Annotated in this window: 14 protein-coding genes; 7 read left to right on the top strand and 7 right to left on the bottom strand. The window is 68.8% G+C overall.

All coding sequences use genetic code 11. The features are described 5' to 3' along the window. Nucleotides 1-41: 41 nt before the first annotated feature. Both BJF86_RS03170 and BJF86_RS03175 read right to left on the bottom strand, forming a co-directional pair. Nucleotides 42-1,052: a DUF932 domain-containing protein gene (locus tag BJF86_RS03170; protein WP_075816938.1), complete on the bottom strand. Its 1,011-nt coding sequence runs from the start codon at nucleotides 1,050-1,052 to the stop codon at nucleotides 42-44. 247 nt (nucleotides 1,053-1,299) lie between these two features. Then, entirely contained in the window at nucleotides 1,300-2,805 is a 1,506-nt protein-coding gene (locus tag BJF86_RS03175; protein ID WP_075816939.1) for a ParB/RepB/Spo0J family partition protein, read from the bottom strand. A 373-nt stretch (nucleotides 2,806-3,178) separates the two neighbouring features. Between BJF86_RS03175 and BJF86_RS03180 the strand changes: the two genes are divergently transcribed. Further along, complete coding sequence (locus BJF86_RS03180; RefSeq protein ID WP_075816940.1) at nucleotides 3,179-4,174, top strand: restriction endonuclease; 996 nt, start codon at nucleotides 3,179-3,181, stop codon at nucleotides 4,172-4,174. A gap of 262 nt (nucleotides 4,175-4,436) precedes the next feature. On the opposite strand, the gene BJF86_RS03185 is transcribed toward BJF86_RS03180, so the two are convergent. Further along, nucleotides 4,437-4,679: a helix-turn-helix domain-containing protein gene (locus tag BJF86_RS03185; protein WP_075816941.1), complete on the bottom strand. Its 243-nt coding sequence runs from the start codon at nucleotides 4,677-4,679 to the stop codon at nucleotides 4,437-4,439. 463 nt (nucleotides 4,680-5,142) lie between these two features. Between BJF86_RS03185 and BJF86_RS03190 the strand changes: the two genes are divergently transcribed. The 6 genes from BJF86_RS03190 to BJF86_RS17835 all read left to right on the top strand — a co-directional run bounded on the left by BJF86_RS03190 (nucleotide 5,143) and on the right by BJF86_RS17835 (nucleotide 12,846). After that, a complete protein-coding gene (locus BJF86_RS03190; protein ID WP_202817309.1) occupies nucleotides 5,143-5,565 on the top strand; it encodes a hypothetical protein in 423 nt (140 codons plus the stop codon). A 66-nt stretch (nucleotides 5,566-5,631) separates the two neighbouring features. Beyond that, nucleotides 5,632-7,056, top strand: a complete 1,425-nt coding sequence (locus tag BJF86_RS18255) for a pentapeptide repeat-containing protein (protein WP_075816942.1) — start codon at nucleotides 5,632-5,634, stop codon at nucleotides 7,054-7,056. A gap of 341 nt (nucleotides 7,057-7,397) precedes the next feature. After that, nucleotides 7,398-10,454 (top strand): tetratricopeptide repeat protein, encoded by a 3,057-nt coding sequence (locus BJF86_RS03200; protein WP_158068358.1) that lies wholly within the window; start codon nucleotides 7,398-7,400, stop codon nucleotides 10,452-10,454. A 101-nt stretch (nucleotides 10,455-10,555) separates the two neighbouring features. Beyond that, nucleotides 10,556-10,870 (top strand): hypothetical protein, encoded by a 315-nt coding sequence (locus BJF86_RS17280; RefSeq protein WP_143553660.1) that lies wholly within the window; start codon nucleotides 10,556-10,558, stop codon nucleotides 10,868-10,870. After that, nucleotides 10,863-11,813 carry a hypothetical protein gene (locus BJF86_RS17830; protein ID WP_158068359.1) on the top strand — a complete coding sequence of 317 codons (951 nt, stop codon included), beginning with the start codon at nucleotides 10,863-10,865 and terminating at the stop codon, nucleotides 11,811-11,813. The genes BJF86_RS17280 and BJF86_RS17830 overlap by 8 nt, the downstream gene beginning before the upstream one ends. Continuing rightward, the gene (locus tag BJF86_RS17835) at nucleotides 11,773-12,846 is read left to right on the top strand and encodes a site-specific integrase (RefSeq protein WP_158068360.1); all 1,074 of its coding nucleotides are present in this window, start codon (nucleotides 11,773-11,775) and stop codon (nucleotides 12,844-12,846) included. Before BJF86_RS17830 ends, BJF86_RS17835 begins: the two co-directional genes overlap by 41 nt. Nucleotides 12,847-12,868: 22 nt before the next feature. Here BJF86_RS17835 and BJF86_RS03215 read toward each other — a convergent pair whose 3' ends face one another. The 4 genes from BJF86_RS03215 to BJF86_RS03230 form a co-directional block, all read right to left on the bottom strand. Next, a complete protein-coding gene (locus BJF86_RS03215) occupies nucleotides 12,869-13,180 on the bottom strand; it encodes a hypothetical protein (RefSeq protein WP_237768058.1) in 312 nt (103 codons plus the stop codon). A gap of 199 nt (nucleotides 13,181-13,379) precedes the next feature. Continuing rightward, nucleotides 13,380-14,768 carry a 5-methylcytosine restriction system specificity protein McrC gene (locus tag BJF86_RS03220; protein ID WP_075816947.1) on the bottom strand — a complete coding sequence of 463 codons (1,389 nt, stop codon included), beginning with the start codon at nucleotides 14,766-14,768 and terminating at the stop codon, nucleotides 13,380-13,382. Next, complete coding sequence (locus BJF86_RS03225) at nucleotides 14,765-16,462, bottom strand: McrB family protein (protein ID WP_158068361.1); 1,698 nt, start codon at nucleotides 16,460-16,462, stop codon at nucleotides 14,765-14,767. Before BJF86_RS03225 ends, BJF86_RS03220 begins: the two co-directional genes overlap by 4 nt. 268 nt (nucleotides 16,463-16,730) lie before the next feature. After that, the gene (locus BJF86_RS03230) at nucleotides 16,731-17,591 is read right to left on the bottom strand and encodes an MT-A70 family methyltransferase (protein ID WP_075816949.1); all 861 of its coding nucleotides are present in this window, start codon (nucleotides 17,589-17,591) and stop codon (nucleotides 16,731-16,733) included. Nucleotides 17,592-18,068 lie beyond the last annotated feature (477 nt).

Below are 18,068 nucleotides of genomic sequence, written 5' to 3' on the forward strand. Positions count from 1 at the left end.
AGGGAAGGGGTCCCGGGCCGGGGCCTGCGGTCTGGTGGGTCCTAGAGGGTGGCGGTGGCGAACGCCCAGGCGGCGTCCTTGGCCTGGTTCGGGCCGCTGGTGGTCAGCAGCCGCTCGGCGCGGGCCTCGGCGGGGCGGTCGGTGGACCGGACCGGGGCGTGGTGGTCGACGTACTCGACCACGGCCTGGTAGCCGGCCCAGGCGGTGCCGCGCACGTCGGCCTGGGTCGCGGCGTCGGCCCACAGCCCGAGCAGGGTCTGCTCCCGCTTCTTCGCGGTGTTGGCGGCCCGCGTGGACGCGCCGGCGGGGGCGGTGCCGAACACGGCCCGGGCCAGGTCGAGGAACCCGGCTTCGGTCATGGTCGTGTTGATGAGTTGCTCGGCCTGGGCCTCGAAGTCCTCGACGTACTCGAACGTCAGCCCGAGCGCCTCCCGGGCCTGGGCGACCATCGCCTTGGCGTTGGTGGTGTGCCGGATCGAGATGATCCCGTGGTTGTTGCGCAGCGCGGCCCGTTGCGTGTTGGCGCAGACGACCCGGATCGGGGTGACCGCCACCCGGAACGCGGCCGACCCGTCGTGGGAGTTCAGGGCGGCGATGTTGACGTCGACGTCGTCGACGCCGCCGACCTTCATCGTGCGCGGTAGCCGCATGGTCACGAACACCTGCCTGCCCCCGCGCAGTGACCCGGCGGTGTCGAAGACCGCGCCGCCCTCGTCGGCCAGCAGGTTCAGGAACTCGGCGTGCTCCTCGTTCTGGATCGGCACATAGCCCTCGCCGACGACCCCGAGCGCTTCGGGGGTGCCGGTGAACGGGTTGGTCCGGATGGTGGCCTGCTTGCCGGGGACCTCGATGACGTGCACGCCGTCGTCGGTGACCTCGGTCGTGGTGACCGGGGCCTTCCGGACCCGCCACCCACCCAGGTGGCCCAGGGTCATCGCGTCCTGGGCGGTGAACGCCATCCCCCGCACGGTGGTGCCGAGGCGGTGCCAGGCGTCCTTCCGGGCGAAGATCGCGGCGGCCTGGTCTGCGTGGGTCTCGATCTGGTGCGACATGGTGGGTTCCCTCCCCGTGGTGGTGGCGGTGGCCCTGGTGGCTCTCCCGCTCACTTCTGAGTCTTCCCATCCCGGGACCGTGGCGGGCGGGGTCGCCCTGATCTGTGGACGACCCCGCCCGGTCACCCCGGGGTGTGGACGGCTCAGGCCGCGCCGTCCCCGGCGTCGGCCTCGTCCCCGTCCTGGCCGTGGTCCGCCTCGCCGGTGAGGAGGCGCTCGACGCCGGAGGCTTCGTAGCCCCACTGGGTCAAGGCGGCCATGACGCGGTGGTCCCAGTCGTCGGGGTTGCGCCAGGTGTGGACGTCGGTCTTGTCCTCCCAGGCGGTGAGGATCGCGGCCAGGGTCCGCATCGTCGCGGCCTCGGGGTGGCGGGTTCGTCGGCTAGCTCGGCGGCCTGGGCGTGCCCACCGAAGTAGCCCACCAGGGGGGTGCCGTCTTCGGTGGGGCGCAGCAGGGTGCGCAGCCGGGGGTGGGAGGACTCGAACGCCTGCCGCAGCCAGTGCGGGCCGGTCAGCACGGCCTGGCAGATCAGGTCCTCGGCCCCCTTGGGCGGAGTCTTGCGGATCACGAACTGGGCCAGCCACTGGCGGCGCACCGTCTCCGCAGACCGCCACGCGGTGTTGTTCTCCCGCACCAGGCGCCGCTGCGCCCGCTTCGCCTCGGCCTGCGCGTCCTCGTCCACCGGGCCAACCGCCCCGGTGCCGGCGTCCTGGCGCTGGGACAGGCGGTAGTCCCAGGACGTCATCAGCCCGGCCGCCTGCAGGTCGGTGCAGATCCACATCGGCACCAGCACCTGCACCGGCTCGGGGCCGTCCCCGGCCTGGACCTCGGCGTCGGGGTCGGTGCTCTCGGGGTCGTCCTCGTGGTCGTCGGTGTCGGGGTAGTCCCAGTCGAGGCTGACGACGACGGCGGCACCGGGCACGCCGGGCCAGTCCTGCTCGGGGACGGGCTCGCCGTCCTCGGCGCCGACCAGGTCGGCCAGGGCCAGGTTGCGCCACCCCTCGGGGTAGTCGGCCCGGTCCAGCGCGGGCAGGCCCTCGCCGCGGCGCAGCCGCTCCGCCTCGGCCTGCACCTGGGCACGTTCGGCGCGGGTGTCCCGCAGCCGCTGCACCACGTGGGCGATGCCGTACCCGCCGAACCTCAGGTGCTGCTCGAGGGTGTCCATCGCCCACGGCTCGTGCTCGAACTCGGCGACGGCGGCGGCCTGCTCCAAGGTCAGACCCTCCCCGGTTATCCGCTTCTTCGCGGTGGCCGACCCGGCGACGGTCAGGACGGTGTCCACGGTGCCCCGCTTGATCGCGGTCCGCTTCGCGATCTGCGCAGCGGACACCCCGAGCAGCGCGAGCTGCTCGATCGCCTCGTGCTCCTCGGTCGCGTGCATCGCCGCCCGGTGGATGTTCTCGGTCAGCTGGTCGGTGATCCGGTCCGCGTCGCCGGGGCGGTCGATCACCCGGACCGGGACGGTCCCGGACGGGGTCCCGACCCTGGCGGCGGTCACGGCGCGGCGCTGGCCCCGGTCCACGACCAGGGACCCGTCCTGGTCGGCCCACGCGGTGATCGGCTCGATCACCCCACGGGCCTTCACCGATGCGGAGAACTCCTTGGACTCGCGGGTGTCGGTGCGCACGTTCGTGCCGATCACCAAGGTCGATGGGTCGACCTCGTAGACCCTCCCGGCCTCCCACCCCTGGTCCTCGACCTCGACCTCGGCGGCCTCGGTGGTGGTGGTGTCGGTGCTGGTGGTGGTGCTCATGTCGGGTTCCTTCCCCTCGGGTGACTGGTGGTCCTGCACCCCCCACACTGCCAACCGACACACCCCCAGAGGACCGTCCCAGAGAATCTGTGGACACCCACCCACACCCGACCTGACCTGGGGAAACGCCACACCACGAGCGACGCGCCCAGACGCACAAGCCGCTACTTCGCCACCCCCAGGCCGATACCCTCACAGAGAGGGTGACGACCATCGGGGGGCGCACCCACCGACCGCCAATGCACCCGGGAGGGTGTTAGGCAGCCGCTTGTACCCGGGGCGGCCCGGGTCGCTGATTAGGGCGCGAGATTATCTGTCTTGGTGCGTGCCGCGCGGCCCACTCGCGCTCACAGGTGGCGACTACCCTCCAGGTATGCCGGCCCGCACTAACCTGTTCCAGGAGACCGTGGCGCTGCTGCAGACTGTTCTCTCGGGGGACGCCTCAGTGTCGGAGTCAGTGATGCTCACAGACGCCCTGACCGGCACCATGCGAGAGGTCGACGTGGTCGTCGAGAGCACCCTGGCGGGTCACCCGGTGGTGGTGGCCCTTGAGTGCCGCGATCACGCTCGCCCCCAGGACGTCACTTGGGTCGAGCAGGAGATTGGCAAGCACGCGCGCCTCCCGACGAACAAACTGGTCCTGGTCTCGTCCTCAGGCTTCACCAGAGAGGCCCGCCAGGTCGCCGAGAAGCATCATGTCGCCCTCTTGACCCCGAGGCCGCTTGACGTCGACTACATCGCGCAGCTGAAACGAGCCGTGCGCTCGGTATGGCTCAGGACAATTGTGACAACACCTGAGTTGCTGGTCGTCAGGCTGGACGCCGCGCCCGGCTGGCCGGCCGAGGAACTCGAACTGCCAAGAGACCACCCGATCTACGTCGCTGGACGAGACGAGCCGGTGTTCTCCGCGGGCCGCTTTGTCCAAGGCTTCGTGGACGCGATCTTGTCCCTGCGAGGCGTGAATCCATTAAACGTCTTCACTGCAGAGGAAGACAAGACGCTGATCTGTGCGGACTTTCCCCTGAGTTCCGAGGGGCCAGATATGTACCTCTTGGCGGCCGACGTCGACCCTCCGGTGCTGCGGCGCGTTGCCGAGGTGCGAGTGAGCGCTGAAGTCGAGATTGAGGTCGCTTCGGTGCCCATGGAGACGGCGCAACTGAATGGGTCCGTCTACGCGTACGGTGCAACGACCACGTCGGCCATGGACGTTCTCATGGTGACCACAAACCTCGACCTGGATGCCTCCGGTGAGGCGGCCGGCTCCGTCGCCGTGCGGGTGGTGACAAGAGCGGGCAGAGTCGTGTTCAGACGCGGTGCCGGGCAGACCGAGTGGAAGATCGACGAGGTGGCCGAATCGCGCCCGGGGTGACTTCGTGAGCGATTACCAGGTCGGTGAAGGCGCGCAGGAACTCGCTGGTCTTAATGGAAGCACGGGCCTGACCGCCTCCAGCCGCCGCGCCACGAGGTGGCCCCTGCTTCGTCACCATCCCCCGAACTGCCCCGATGTGCGCACATCTCAGCCCGGCTGATGCACCCAAGTTCGGGGTAGAGCCCGGTAACCGGGATCCCCGGATCAGCAGCTGTGATGAGCTTTCGGCCAAGGTCTCTTCCTGATCGTGCTGTGCTCGTGCTCAGGCTGGGGTAATGGGGGGTGCTCCGCGGCCGCGGCGTGGCACGCCAGCGCGCTGCAGGATGTTGCGGACGGCGCCGTGGGAACGGCCGGTGAGCTCGGCCAGCTCGCGGAGGGACCGGCCGGCTTCGTACTCGCGGACGACGTAGGCCTTGACGTGGTCGGGCAGGTATCGGCCGGGCGCCGCAGACCTCGCCAGCTCTAGGTCGGCGTCGTGGCTCGAGGTGCGGCCGGGGTAGGGCACGTGGTGACCGTACAACGCCGGAGCGGCTGGTCCTGGCCGGCTACCCGGGTGTCAGGGAGTGTGGGCGGGACGCAGCTGGGAGGCGGGAAGGAACCGGGTGACGGCCTGGTCGTCGACGACGAGCACGACCCACGCCTGCCACCCGTCGGCTGAACGGTGCCAGCTGATCACCAGCACCGGAACCGGGTCCGGAAAATTCTCGAACGCAGCCCAGGCATGCCTCGTCGCCGGCGCCTGCCTGGCCGGCCGCAGCACCGGTCCCGCGACGTCCGTGGTGACCTGGACGCGGCCGCGGTCGCGTAGCGGGACTCCCGGGCCCCGTTTGCCGTACATGCCGCCTGCCACCCACCCACGGTATCGAACACACGTCGCATCGCCTGTCTGTCCTGTGGACAGTTCCCGCGGCCTACACGTGGCGTCGGGCACGATGCGGGCAGTAGTCCAGCGACGGAAGGTCAGAGAGATGGGCGGGATCGAGAACGCGGTGCACGGGGGCCGGGGCCTGCGGGCCGGGGAAGGCCCGCAGGGCGGTGATGTCGAGGCTGGGTGGCCGGAGGTGGCGTATGAGTCGATCCGGGCGATCAACCACCTCACCTCCTATGGGTATGCGGTGCCGGCGCCGGTGCTGTACGACGTCCTCGGCAACCTCCAGGGTGTCGGGTACCTGCTGCCGCAGGCGCTGACCCAGCTGGGGGAGGGGTTGGAGAAGTCGTTGGCCGAGTACGACGTGTACGACACCGCAGGGGACCTGCACGAGAGCGTCGACGTCGCGCGAGGGCACCTGTTGACGGCTGCGGACGCGGCGCGCACCCTCGGCGCCGCGCTCGAGGCCGCACAGAGCGCCATCGCCGGGCAGGGCTACCGCACCGAGGAGGAACACCAGTAGCGATGTGGGGCCGCGAAGGGCGTGGGCGACTGTCCGTCAGGGGCGACTGCTGGAACGATGACGGTCATGGCCACGGATGACGACCCCGCCCCGCCTGAGCATCACGTCAGGCACCCGGCGGCGGCTTCCCGGCACAGACGGAAGCCAAAACCGGAGAGGGACCCTGGTCTGCGCGGGCTCGCCAGCTGGCCGATATGGGTCGTTCTGCTGCTGGCTCTGTTGTTGGGGGCTGCCGCGGTCTCGGGGGCCTACGTAGGTGTCGGCGAGCTCGTCGACGTCGACACCGAGGCGGGCATCACCCCGGCTCAACGGATCACCGCGGCGTTCGCGGTCGCTACGGCTGTCGGTGTGCTCGTCGCCTTGGTGGTGAACTTGCGTAAGCAGGACGTGACGGAGCAGACCACAAGACGCGAGTTTGATGCCGTCTTCACCGACCGGTTCGCCTCTGCGGCCGCCCAGCTCGGCGGTGCCTCACCGGCGGAGCGGATCGCCGGCGTGTACGCCATGGCCGCCCTCGCCGACGAGCACCCCACCCGCCGTCAGCAGTGCGTCGATGTCCTCTGCGGCTACCTGAGGCTCCCGTTCGACCCCGCCACCGACCACCTCGCCGACCGGTCCACCACCACCACCCAGGTCTTCCACAACGGCCGCACCGTCATTGACCACAACAACCCGGCCGCCAAACCCTTCGACCAGCAAGTCCGTGAAACCATCACCGCCGTCATCCACGCCCACACCCAACCCGACGCCCACCCCTCCTGGTCCGACCTCGAGTACCACCTCAGAGGCGCCCACCTCACCAACCTCAACCTGGCCAGGTCACGCTTCACTGGGAACGTGAACTTCGAGGGGGGAACGTTCTCCGGGAACATCTCGTTCGGCGGGGCGGCGTTCTCCGGGGAGCACACCTTGTTCGCCGAGGCGACGTTCTCCGGGGAGCACACGTTCTTCGCTCTAGCGACGTTCTCCGGGGAATACACGCTATTCACCAAGGCGACGTTCTCCGGGGAGCACACCTTCTTCAACAAGGCGACGTTCTCCGGGGAGCACACCTTCTTCGCCGAGGCGACGTTCTCCGCGAAGACTACCTCGTTCGATGAGGCGACGTTCTCCGGGCAGAGAGCCTCGTTCGATGCGGCGACGTTCTCGGGGGAGGTCACCTCGTTCGATGAGGCGACGTTCTCCGGGGGCACCACCTCGTTCGATGAGGCGACGTTCTCCGGGGACACCACCTCGTTCGATGAGGCGACGTTCTCCGGGGACACCACCTCGTTCGATGAGGCGACGTTCTCCGGGGGCACCACCTCCTTCGGCCACGAAGTACGCCGCGCCAGGTTTCAGAGTGTGCAGGTGTTCTTCGACAGCATCGTTCGGCAGAACGGGGCCCAGATCACAGGATTGGCGGACCCCGACCTGCAGGACGGGGCGACCATCACGTGTGACGGGGAACCGTTCCACGGGTGGGGACGAGATGCCGAGGCGGGGCGGTAAGACTTCCCGGGGACCGCCCACGGCTCCTGTCTATTACCCACCATAATGCCTTCGTTGTGGCGGTAATCGGGTCAAGCAGCACGTGGGGCGACGTCTGCGAGATGCTGTGACGCATGCTTCTCGGTAGTCACGGCCAGTTGGTCGAGGACCTTGTCTCCCTCGTTGACGGGGTCTCTCACGGTGATGTGGCTCGGCCTCGGGTGGTGCTGCTGACCGGTGAGTCGGGGGTGGGGAAGTCAAGGATCATCCAAGAGGTGTACAGCACGCTCCGGGATGGGCAACCGCACCCTGGGTACTGGCCCGAACTGCCAGCGTTGACGAGGGAGGCCGGTGAGGGCGGTATGGATCCGATGCCTGGCCGGAAACTGCTAGGGCCCGAGCCGGAGGACTTCGTGCGCCAAGGTGGTGCGCTGCCGGCGTTCGGGTGGTGGACGTTCGGCTGTGAGCGCCTTCGGACCGGGGCGAACATGGACGTTGTCGCTGCCGCCTACCCGCAGCTGGAAGCGCATCTTCAAGGGATGGCCAGGGCGAAGCTCAAGGCGACCGGTGCTTTCGACCGGCTGGGGGGGCGGGCCAAGCAAGTCGCCCGCGCCCTGAGCGTCGATGTGGCCGGAGAGGGTATCGACCTACTGGCGGACGTCGCAGGCTTCGTCCCGGGAGCCAGCCTGGTGGTGAAGTACTCCGGCCGCGGAATCGGGCAGGCGCGTCAGAGCCTGAAGAACCGGGCGGAACTGGCCGAGACCACGGACATGGGCACCAGGGTCGAACAGGCGCGCACCTCCGCTGCGCAGGAACTGGCCGACACCATCCGGGACTTGTCGCACCCAGGCCTGCCCCAGGTCGTGGTGGTCGAAGACCTACACCGGATGGGGCCCGACCTTGCTGAGCTGCTCGACGCGCTGGCACGGCCTGTGGCGAGCCAGCCTGTCGTGGTGGTCGGCACGGCGTGGCCCGAGGGCGCACACAACAGCGAGTACCGCCGCTGGGTCGACAGAGCCACTGCTGCTGGTCACCTGGACGAGCTACCAGTGGTGCCACTGGTTGAGTCTGACCTGGTCCAACTCGTCCTGCAGCACGCCCCACAGACCGACGATCACACGGCTCAGATGCTGGCGAAGCGGATGCCGAACCCGCACTTCATCAAGCTATGGCTCACCTCGGGCCAGGTAAAGCGCAGCATCGCCGAGACTCAAGGACGGATCGAGCTCGACCCAGGGGAACTGGACCGGTTGCCGACCTCGGTGCGGGACGTGGTGCGGATGCGCTGGGACGAGCTCCCAGCCCCGGTCAAGAGTGCCCTCATCCGAGCGATCTCCAGCCGCGCTACGAACCCTAGTCAGAGCGACGCTGACGGTGCTATCCCGACCTACGACATAGCGACAGTGGCTCATGCCACCGAGTTGGCGCGGATCGGTCAAGACGATCTGGCCGATTGCCTGCGACATGCTGTGAAGCCCTTGTCCTGGTGCTTCGACCAAGACGACATTCACTGGGTGCGCGAGCACATGCTCCTCGACACAGTCCGGGAGTTCATCGAGGACCAGGACCTCGGCCTCAGTAAGATGGAGATCGCTCAGCTCCACGACGCGACACGTCAGGTCCTCGCTGAGGCCATCACCGAACGAGCCAACGGCCAGTCGGCGATGCCCGGGACGCCGCACAATCTGGCTCTGGCGCAGTGGTTTCTCGACCTGACACGACCAAACGAAACTGTCTCCGATGCTGTTCAGGTAGCCGCGTACACGATCGCCCTGCAGCTCGCTGCGATCTATCGCTATCGGGAAGCTATCAGCCTCATGCGCGACTGGTTTCCAGGTCTTCCAGACGCTCCCCTCGACACCCGCCACGCTGTCGCGTACTGGCTTGGTGAGGACGGGCGGGTGAAGGACGCGATTACGGAGTTCGAGGTGCTGTTGGAGGACCGTACCCGGGTGCTGGGGCCGGAGGCCCCGGCCACGTTGATCACCCGGAACAACCTCGCGTACTGGCTTGGTGAGGACGGGCGGGTGAAAGACGCGATCGCCCAGTCCGAGCAGCTCCTGGAGAACCGTACCCGGGTGCTGGGGCCGGAGGCCCCGGACACGTTGAACACCCGGAACAACCTCGCGTACTGGCTGGGTGAGGACGGGCGGGTGAAGGACGCGATTACGGAGTTCGAGGTGCTGTTGGAGGACTTCATCCGGGTGCTGGGGCCGGAGGCCCCGGACACGTTGATCACCCGGAACAACCTCGCGTACTGGCTTGGTGAGGACGGGCGGGTGAAAGACGCGATCGCCCAGTTCGAGGTGCTGTTGGAGGACCGTACCCGGGTGCTGGGGCCGGAGGCCCCGGCCACGTTGATCACCCGGAACAACCTCGCGTCCTGGCTGGGTGAGGACGGGCGGGTGAAAGACGCGATCACCCAGTTCGAGCAGCTCCTGGAGAACCGTACCCGGGTGCTGGGGCCGGAGGCCCCGGCCACGTTGAACACCCGGAACAACCTCGCGTCCTGGCTGGGTCGGGACGGGCGGGTGAAGGACGCGATCACGGAGTTCGAGGTGCTGTTGGAGGACCGTACCCGGGTGCTGGGCCCGGAGGCCCCGGACACGTTGACCACCTGGGGCAACCTCGCGTCCTGGCTGGGTCGGGACGGGCGGGTGAAGGACGCGATCACCCAGTTCGAGCAGCTCCTGGAGGACCGTACCCGGGTGCTGGGGCCGGAGGCCCCGGACACGTTGATCACCCGGGGCAACCTCGCGTCCTGGCTGGGTGAGGACGGGCGGGTGAAGGACGCGATCAGGGAGTTCGAGGTGCTGTTGGAGGACTTCATCCGGGTGCTGGGGCCGGAGGCCCCGGACACGTTGATCACCCGGGGCAACCTCGCGTCCTGGCTGGGTCGGGACGGGCGGGTGAAGGACGCGATCAGGGAGTTCGAGGTGCTGTTGGAGGACTTCATCCGGGTGCTGGGCCTGGAGGCCCCGGCCACGTTGATCACCCGGGGCAACCTTGCGTACTGGCTGGGTGAGGACGGGCGGGTGAAGGACGCGATCAGGGAGTTCGAGGTGCTGTTGGAGGACTTCGTCCGGGTGCTGGGGCCGGATGCCCCGGACACGTTGATCACCCGGGGCAACCTCGCGTCCTTGCTTGGTGAGGACGGGCGGGTGAAGGACGCGATCACGGAGTTCGAGGTGCTCTTGGAGGACTTCATCCGGGTGCTGGGGCCGGATGCCCCGGACACGTTGACCACCTGGGGCAAGCTTGCGTACTGGCTTGGTGAGGACGGGCGGGTGAAGGACGCGATCGCCCAGCTCGAGCGGCTCCTGGACGATGCAACCCGAGTCTTTGGAACTGAGCACCCTTTCACCGGTGCGGTGCGCGGGAGGCTACACCGTCTACGGGGCGACCGAGCGGACGGCTGACGCACCTGCCGCAGCCGGGGAGCGACGCCCCCATTACCTACCATAATGGATAGAATGGTGGGTAATATGTGATGTCGACGCCACAGAGAGGGGTGGTCCGCATGAGCGGATTCGCGACGGCCGCGGCGCCGTGGTGGGAAGCCCCGGTCCTGGTGCGGCTGACCGGGTGGGCACTGACCAGAGGCAGCACCACGCGACAGTCGGGGCAGCAGGAAGAGGCCCCGGACCTAGTGCCGCAGGCAGTGCGCGAACGACGCCGGCGGCACCGCGCCGACAAACGCGCCCACCAGCTCGCCACCTGGCCCGTCGACCGGCTGGACCCGCCTCGGCTCCCCGGCCCGCACGGCGAGGACCTGCAGCACCGACTTCCGATCCGGATGCCACGCCTCGGCGGGAGGCGTGGTGCTGATGAGTGAGGAGCTCACCGCGTGGCTGAGTGCCATCGCTGCCGTGATCGCGGCACTGGTCGGCCTCTGGGGCCTGATGACCGCGGTCGCACGCCCAGCGCGGCTGCGCCGCGAGGAGGCCCAGTGGCGCGAACTGCTGGAGGCCGGCACGTGCCCGCCAGGACAGCACCGGCTTGTCGAGGATCTGCACCGGTACGTGGGTGCCCAGCTCGTGGGACAGCGGTTGCGGCCGGCGAGCGATCCGTTCTTGCGCCCTGTGGGGTTCCTGTTCGGCACAGTCTTTGCCGTCCTGCTCGGTGTCCTGGCCGCAGCCATCGGTGTCGAAGTACTCCGGGGCGCGGTCGAACGCGTTGGCGTGGGCGCGTGGCTGTTCCTCCTTGGCCTGGCGGTGGGGACACCGATGGTGCTTGGCGGCCTTCTGGTGCCTCTCGCTGAGGAGGCGAATGCTCGCCATGCCATCGCTCGGGATCTGCTCGCCGACGAGGTTCCCATCACCGTCCGCGCTGACAGTGGGATGCTGGCTCGGTTCCGTCACCACCATCAGTCAACGCGCAGGCACCTGCGCACCGGCGTCGTCGGGTTGGCCCTGGGCGCGACCGTCATTCCAGCGGGGTTGGCTGCCGCTTTCACCGCTGCCTGGCTTGCCGATAATGGGTTGGCGCAGCCGGTGGCTGTCGGCGCGGTGGCTGTCGGTGGTCTGCTTGTCTACGCCTGGGCCTGGGCGTGGTGCGCGCCGCCTGGAGGGCCTTGGTCGAGCCGGCACCTCGCTTGCAGTCTCCCGCCTATCGGGAGATCCAGAACGACTCGGTCGCCTCACCTGTCCAGCCGGCGGCGCAGCCAGGCGTCACCCTGCGAGGTCGACTGCTGGATCTGGTGGCCATCGCCATCCTCGCTCGCCACCGTCGCCGATCATGAGCTCGCCCGAACCACCGGCTCCCGGCCTCTCCCCTAGGTCGCAGGCCGCGGCCGACCCGCTGGCTGTGCTGGCATCGGTCCCGGTCACCGAGGAGCTCACCGACCGGGAGGCCGAGTACGTTGCGGCCGCCCGGGCGCAGAACACCCTGTCCGGGTATGCCGCCGACTGGCGCGAGTTCACCACCTGGTGCGGGGGGAACGGTCACGGGCACCAGCTGCTGCCGGCCACACCGATGGCGATCACCCGTTACCTGACCTACCTGGCCGAGCACGGCGCGAAGACCGGGACCATGTCCCGCCGGCTCTCGGCGATCCGGTTCGCGCACCAGCTGCGTGAGCTGCCGGACCCGACCAAGCACGCCCGCGTCGTCGCCGTCTGGGAAGGCATCCGACGGGTCCATGGCCAACCACCTGTCCAGTCCCGTCCGCTGATGCCGCCCGAGCTGTTCACCGTCCTTGACGCCTGCCCCAGCACCCGCACCTGGGCCGATCCGCAGCGTCCACCAGAGCCGCACCTGGGTGGCGCCCGGGACCGGGTCCTGCTGCTGGTCGGCTTCGTCGCCGCACTGCGCCGCTCCGAACTCGTCGGGATCCGCCTGGAGCACCTGGCCGAGCACCCCAACGGACTCGTCCTCACCTTGCCCCGGTCCAAGACCAACCAGTACGGCGAAACCGCCGAGATCGTCGTCATCCCCCGCGGCGGCAACCCCACCCGCTGCCCCGTCACCGCGATCACCACCTGGCGTCACCTCGCCGGCCTCGAGGACCCGGACGCCGAAGGACCACTGCTGCGGCCAGTCTCCAAGGGCAACCGGGCTCTGGACCGGCCCCTGACCGCCGCGGCCGCGAACACCCTCATCACCACCGCCGTCGCCCGCGCCGACCTCGACCCCCACGGCTACACCGCCCACTCCCTGCGTGCCGGGTTCGTCACCTACGCCCACCTACGCGGCATCACCGACCGCGCCATTGCCCACCAGACCCGGCACCGTTCCCTGGCCACCCTCGGCATCTACACCCGCATCGAGAACGCCTGGACCGACAACGCCGCCACCCAACTCGGGCTCTGACTGCTCCATGACGGGCATGGGGTCACAGGCTGTCGTCGAGCCGCATGAGGTAGAAGAACTCGTGCTGGCGAGCAGACTCACGGCGTCCAGCCGACTCCTTGATCGCGGACGTGACTGCCTTCCCGACGACGGGTGCGGCTGCGATGCCTGCCGCAGCGAAATCGCTGATGCTGGTGAGCGTCTCAACACCGAAGTAGATTCCACCGCCAGTCACCAGCGTCTTCACGTCGATACCGAGGTTGAGTGCGGCGTCATGAGCCAGGCGCGTGTGGGACCCGTCCTCGCGAAGGGTGTCGACCGTGGGCCGCACCACGTCACGCCACAGATCTGTCACCTCGCCACGCATCGAGGGGTCGAACGGCTGCGACCTCACCTTCTGCGTGACCTCACGGACCCCGGATCTGTAGGCGGCGAGCGGGCCGGCCAGCTCTGCACGTGTTTCCAGCCGCCGCGAGGGCCGGCGGGCCGGGTGCGGCGTGTTCTTAGGGTTGTATAACCCCGCTTATGACGGCGACAAGCGGCGGTAGATTTCGCTAAGAACCGACCAGGGCGACCTCGGCAAACTGACCGAGTTGGGCGACGGGGAGCTCGGAGCTGAGGTTCCCGGTCGCGAGGGCACTGGCGTGTGCGAGGAACGCCGGAAGGTTGCCCCTGGCGCTGGGTCCGACATCGATGAAGCAGATGTAGATCGGCTCTCCGAAGCCGCGGACCTGGTAGGGGGCGGGCAGGTCCTCGTTGCCTAGGAGGCTGATGGGGTAGACCAGCGCGCCGGTGGGTTGGGTCCATCGGTCATGTTGGCGGTAGGCGGCCATCTGGTAGATGTCGCTGCGGGGGACGCGGATGCGCCGCGCACCGGGCACTTCGACGAGGTCCACTGCGGGGCTGCCGATGCCTGCCGCATTCTTGTACTTGGCGTCCAGCAGCAGTATCGAGCCGTCAGGGCGGACGACGACGTAGTCGGGGTCGACCTTGGAGGACGACTTCTTGGTTCCCTGTGCGTCGTGGATCGTGGCGGTGGGCACGTCCTCGAGGAGGTGGAGCGAGCTGGCTTCGGACAGGACGCCGCGCAGTGCCTCCTGAAAGAGAGTGGGCATGCTCCAGAGGAAGGCGGTGGTGCCGGTCGTGCCCAGGTCGCCGCTGAGGTAGTTGCCTTGCAGGAAGTTGATGGTGGCGTTGAGGACCTCGGTGTAGTGCCGCAGCGGGCCCTTGGTGGAGGTGCCGCGTAGGTCGCGCGGGCTGCCGGGTACGTCCGCGACCTGGGCGAACCGGGGTAAGGCGGCGTTCACGGCGGCTCGGACGGCGCGGCGCGCGCCCGGGACGGGCAGGGACGCCGCCAGTAGCGCCGCCCGTCGCAGGCCAGCCTTCAGGATGCGGTTGTTGGGGGTGTCCTGGGTGCGTTCTCGGACGCGGCAGGGGACGGTCGCGGCGTCGGCGAGAGCGACATGCTTGGTGATGTACCGGCTGAGCTGGATCGAGCCCTTGACCTTGCCGTGCAGGTCCTGTGTGAGGGTGATCTGGTCGCGTCGCAGCCAGCGGGCGCTGAATCGGTGGACGGCCAGGACGTGCCAGAGCAGGAGGCAGGCGGCGGGGTCGTTGCGGACCTGGTCGACCAGCGCCTGCTCACCGGGGAGCTGGCGAAGGGGCTGGTGCCGTTGGCCGTAGGCGTAGTCGGCCAGGAAGAAGGAGTCGCACCCTTCGAGCTTCGGACTGACGTGCAGGGTGAGGTGCCCAAGGGCGGTACTGACCCGGGCGACCCCGACGTAGGACTCCGCCTGAACGCTCCACCCGTCCTGACCGGGAGTGCGGCTGACCGTGGTCTCGGTCTGTTCCCAGAACGACGCCGGGACGGCCTGCACCCAGGCGTCCTCGAGGGTGGCCGAGCGGTGTTCGGCCAGTCGGAGAACGTGCTCGTCTTTGGTCAAAGCGGTTCGTTCTCGTCAGGGGCTGGGCCGTCGTCGACGCTGGCGGCGGTCGGCAGCTCCTCCGGGCTTGGGGTCGGCGCGTCTTCAGCGCTATCCGGGTCCGATGACACGGAAGTCGCAGGCTGCTGAGCGAAGCCCGTAAGCGTGGCTGCGAGGGCCGCCACGGCGGCCGGTTGGGTCGCGTCCGGCGCGAGCCCGAGCCCTGTGGTCAGGCTGAACAAGTTCCCATCGTCGAGTTCGCCCTCGAGGGCGTACTCGTGCAGCAGTGGGAGGACCTCGTAGACGTAGCGGCCAGCCAGACGCTGGAGGCACTCGGCCTCGTCGGCACCGTCAACGAGGTAGTAGGAGGGCCCGACCCGAAGTCCGGGGGACGTGGAGGCGAGGGCGTCGTCGGTCAGCTCGAAGAGGCGCAGCGCGGCCCGCTTGGCGGAGTCGCTGGGATATCCGGAGTGGCCGGCGATAGGGGCCGCGGATGCGGGCAGGTCGAGGAAGACGAACCGGCGGCGCAGGGCGTAGTCGATCACGGCGATGGACCGGTCGGCGGTGTTCATCGTGCCGACCAGGGCGAGGCTGCCAGGGACGGTGATAGAGGCGTGCCCGTCGACTGTGTAGGGGGTGGCCACGGCCTCGTCGCGGTACTCCAGGGCGTAGAGCAGCTCACCGAAGATGTTGGCGATGTCGCCGCGGTTGATCTCGTCGAGGATGAGCACCGGCTCGGCGTTCGAGCCGGCGGTCGCGAGCTCCTGACCGACCGAGGCCATCAGGCTGAAAATCTTGTGCCTGGGGGTGAACGTCACCCCGCCCTCGACGGGCTCGGCCACCAGGGCTCGGACGAAGTCGGTGTAGTCGTAGCCGGGATGGAATTGGACGATGTCCCACACGGTGCTCAGGCCTCGCCGGATGACCTCGGCGGCGATGTCCTCGGGTCGGCGTTCGTTGGCGGGCAGATCGGCGAGGATGCCTTGCAGACGGCTGTCTTCGGCCCGTCCGCTGGTCGCCCAGTCGATGTAGCGGCGAGCGAGGTAGGTCTTGCCGACACCGGGAGGGCCTTGAAGCACCACCTGCCGCCGGCGCTCGAGCTGCTCGGCGAGCTCGGCGAGGTCGCCGGGGATGGGTCCTCGCTGGGACACCGGCTGGGCGTTGCCTGGCTTCCCGGCGGCCGCCGCACGGAACTCCGCGGGGGCGAGGTTGAGCCAGTGGTTGGCGCCCATCCCCAAGGCAAACTCCACTCCTGCCCCTTCGGCGGCTCCGAGGTGGTGCTGGGCCAGCTTCTCGCCGAGCATCGTGACCAGCGCCGGCACCGCTTCCCGGGTGGGGAGGGTCCGGTCGAGGCCCACGATCGAGCCGCCATGCTGCTGCGGAACAAGCAGGCCGCACTTGTCGGTGAGGCGGAGGATGTTCGTGGTGCTTTTGTCGTCCTTGGGGAAGTCGGACTCACCACTGCTGGCCGCCTCAGCCGTGAGGGCCTCCTGAAGCTTGGTGCGGTTGATCATCTCGGGCCGTAGGAGGCCTTGGGCGTCGGTGAGGATAGTGCGGGTGATCCGGTCAAGGCGGCCGTCGGCGATGTTCAGGGCGCACCACAGCAGCAGGCCAGCGTCCGAGCGTCCATCTCGGCAGGCTCGCAACAGTTCGTCGTCGACGACGACGCCGTTGCGGGCGGGCGAGGTGCCGACGATCGGCGGGTCGTAGGACACGATGTCGTTGTAGAGCGGACCCGGTGTGCTGCCTTGTCCGTTGTCAAGCAGCGCCTCGACGTCGCCGGCGGTCGTGACGCCGGGCTCCAGCGTCGCTAGCTTGGCGATCATCTCGTCCGGCTGGGTGTACTTGGTGAACGAGATCTTGCCGATGGTCGGGAATGGGCTCACGGGGTCAATATGCCGGATCCGCTGCCGAGAACCGGGTGGTTCCGGGCAGGCCCGCGGGTCGCCAGCGGGCTTCGGCGCGAGGAATCATCGAGTCGTGTCAGTGCGGGCCGGCGCCTTGTGTCGCACCTCGTGGTCGGATTGTGGCCTCGGCGCACTCGAGTAGCGAACGCACCCGGGCGATGCTGTAGCCGGTGTTGGCGGCGAGATCGCGGATGCTCTTGTTGCCGTCCTCGTACTCCTTGCGCAGGGCAGCGGCGACGGCGGCTTGGGTATCGGGCTGTAGCCGCTCGTAGGGGTCCAGGTCGGGGGTGTCGATCGGGCCGCCTGCGTACCCGCGGTGGACCTTCCCACGGGGCTCGACTTCATCGAGGGACTCATCGCCCCATACGCTCCAACCCTTTCGTGGGTGTCGGGCGAACAGCTCGAGGTGGGGGCCGGGTGAGCACGCCTCGATGAGCTCGTACTGCTCGTCCGGCTTGCGGCTGTGCTCGCGTTTGCGGGTCTCGATCATGTTGACCTGACGGCGAGCTGGGGCCAGGGTGCGCATTGACCCGCGCACCCCGAACAGCAGGATCTCGGTGACGTTGCGGAAGTAGAACCCCACGCCTCGACCGTCGGGACCGCCGTCCTTGCGGCGCTTGGCCCACACGACGTTGCTCACGTACCGAAAACCCCAGGACTCCATGACGGACAGCCCGTCGGGCAGCAGCGCATTGGGGACCCACAGGTATAGGTGCGCGTTCTTGGCGGCCACGTCGGCCACCTCGATGTCCTTGATGGCCGCTAGAGTCATGGTCGAGTAGCGGTCCAGCCGGCGATGTTCCGGTGCGACCTTGCCGGTGCGGTTGGTGAATCGCCACGGCGGGTCGGCCAAGACCGTCTTGAAGCCGCCTACCACCTCCGGCAGGGGTGCTGGTTCGGAATCGGGGCGCAGGGGCTGAACGGTCTCGGCGGTCACGAAACCGACCGTAGCAGGAATGGATCTTTCTTTGGATCTTCTGTGGGCCGCGTGTCGCGGTCACGTCGCCCGGGCCGGGTGCGGCCGGGCTGACCGCCGGCCTCGACCTCTCGGGGGACGTCCCACGTGGGGTGGACCGCGAGGGGCCCGAGGGCATCTGACCCGTCCAGGTCGTCCAAGGTCGCGCGCTTCTCCTCAAGCCGGCGCAGCGTGACCCTGAGCTGTTCGACGTCGGCGAGCCAGGTCTGTGCCTGCGCGGTCAAAGCTGCTGCCCCCCTGGCGAGGAGGTGGTGCTGGTCCCGGACGGGTACGGACGGGGAGAGGACCGCTACGGCAGGTTGTTGCGGTTCGTCCGGGTGGGCGGCGCCGATGTCGGCCTGGAGCTGGTGGCCGCCGGCGCGGCCCGCGCGGACCGGGCCGCGTCCCCGGCCTATGTCGCTGCCGACTCCGAGCACGCAGGGAGAGCGTGGTCTCTGG

This window comes from Serinicoccus sp. CNJ-927 (assembly GCF_001942435.1).
GTDB lineage: Bacteria > Actinomycetota > Actinomycetes > Actinomycetales > Dermatophilaceae > Ornithinicoccus > Ornithinicoccus marinus.

Excerpts from the sequence above, each read along its gene's own strand:
- BJF86_RS17830 (WP_158068359.1), top strand. The coding sequence starts at position 10,863 with ATGAGTGAGGAGCTCACCGCGTGGCTGAGTGCCATCGCTGCCGTGATC.
- BJF86_RS18255 (WP_075816942.1), top strand. The coding sequence starts at position 5,632 with ATGGCCACGGATGACGACCCCGCCCCGCCTGAGCATCACGTCAGGCAC.
- BJF86_RS03180 (WP_075816940.1), top strand. The coding sequence starts at position 3,179 with ATGCCGGCCCGCACTAACCTGTTCCAGGAGACCGTGGCGCTGCTGCAG.
- BJF86_RS03200 (WP_158068358.1), top strand. The coding sequence starts at position 7,398 with ATGGATCCGATGCCTGGCCGGAAACTGCTAGGGCCCGAGCCGGAGGAC.
- BJF86_RS03190 (WP_202817309.1), top strand. The coding sequence starts at position 5,143 with ATGGGCGGGATCGAGAACGCGGTGCACGGGGGCCGGGGCCTGCGGGCC.
- BJF86_RS17835 (WP_158068360.1), top strand. The coding sequence starts at position 11,773 with ATGAGCTCGCCCGAACCACCGGCTCCCGGCCTCTCCCCTAGGTCGCAG.
- BJF86_RS03175 (WP_075816939.1), bottom strand. The coding sequence starts at position 2,805 with ATGAGCACCACCACCAGCACCGACACCACCACCACCGAGGCCGCCGAG.
- BJF86_RS17280 (WP_143553660.1), top strand. The coding sequence starts at position 10,556 with ATGAGCGGATTCGCGACGGCCGCGGCGCCGTGGTGGGAAGCCCCGGTC.
- BJF86_RS03170 (WP_075816938.1), bottom strand. The coding sequence starts at position 1,052 with ATGTCGCACCAGATCGAGACCCACGCAGACCAGGCCGCCGCGATCTTC.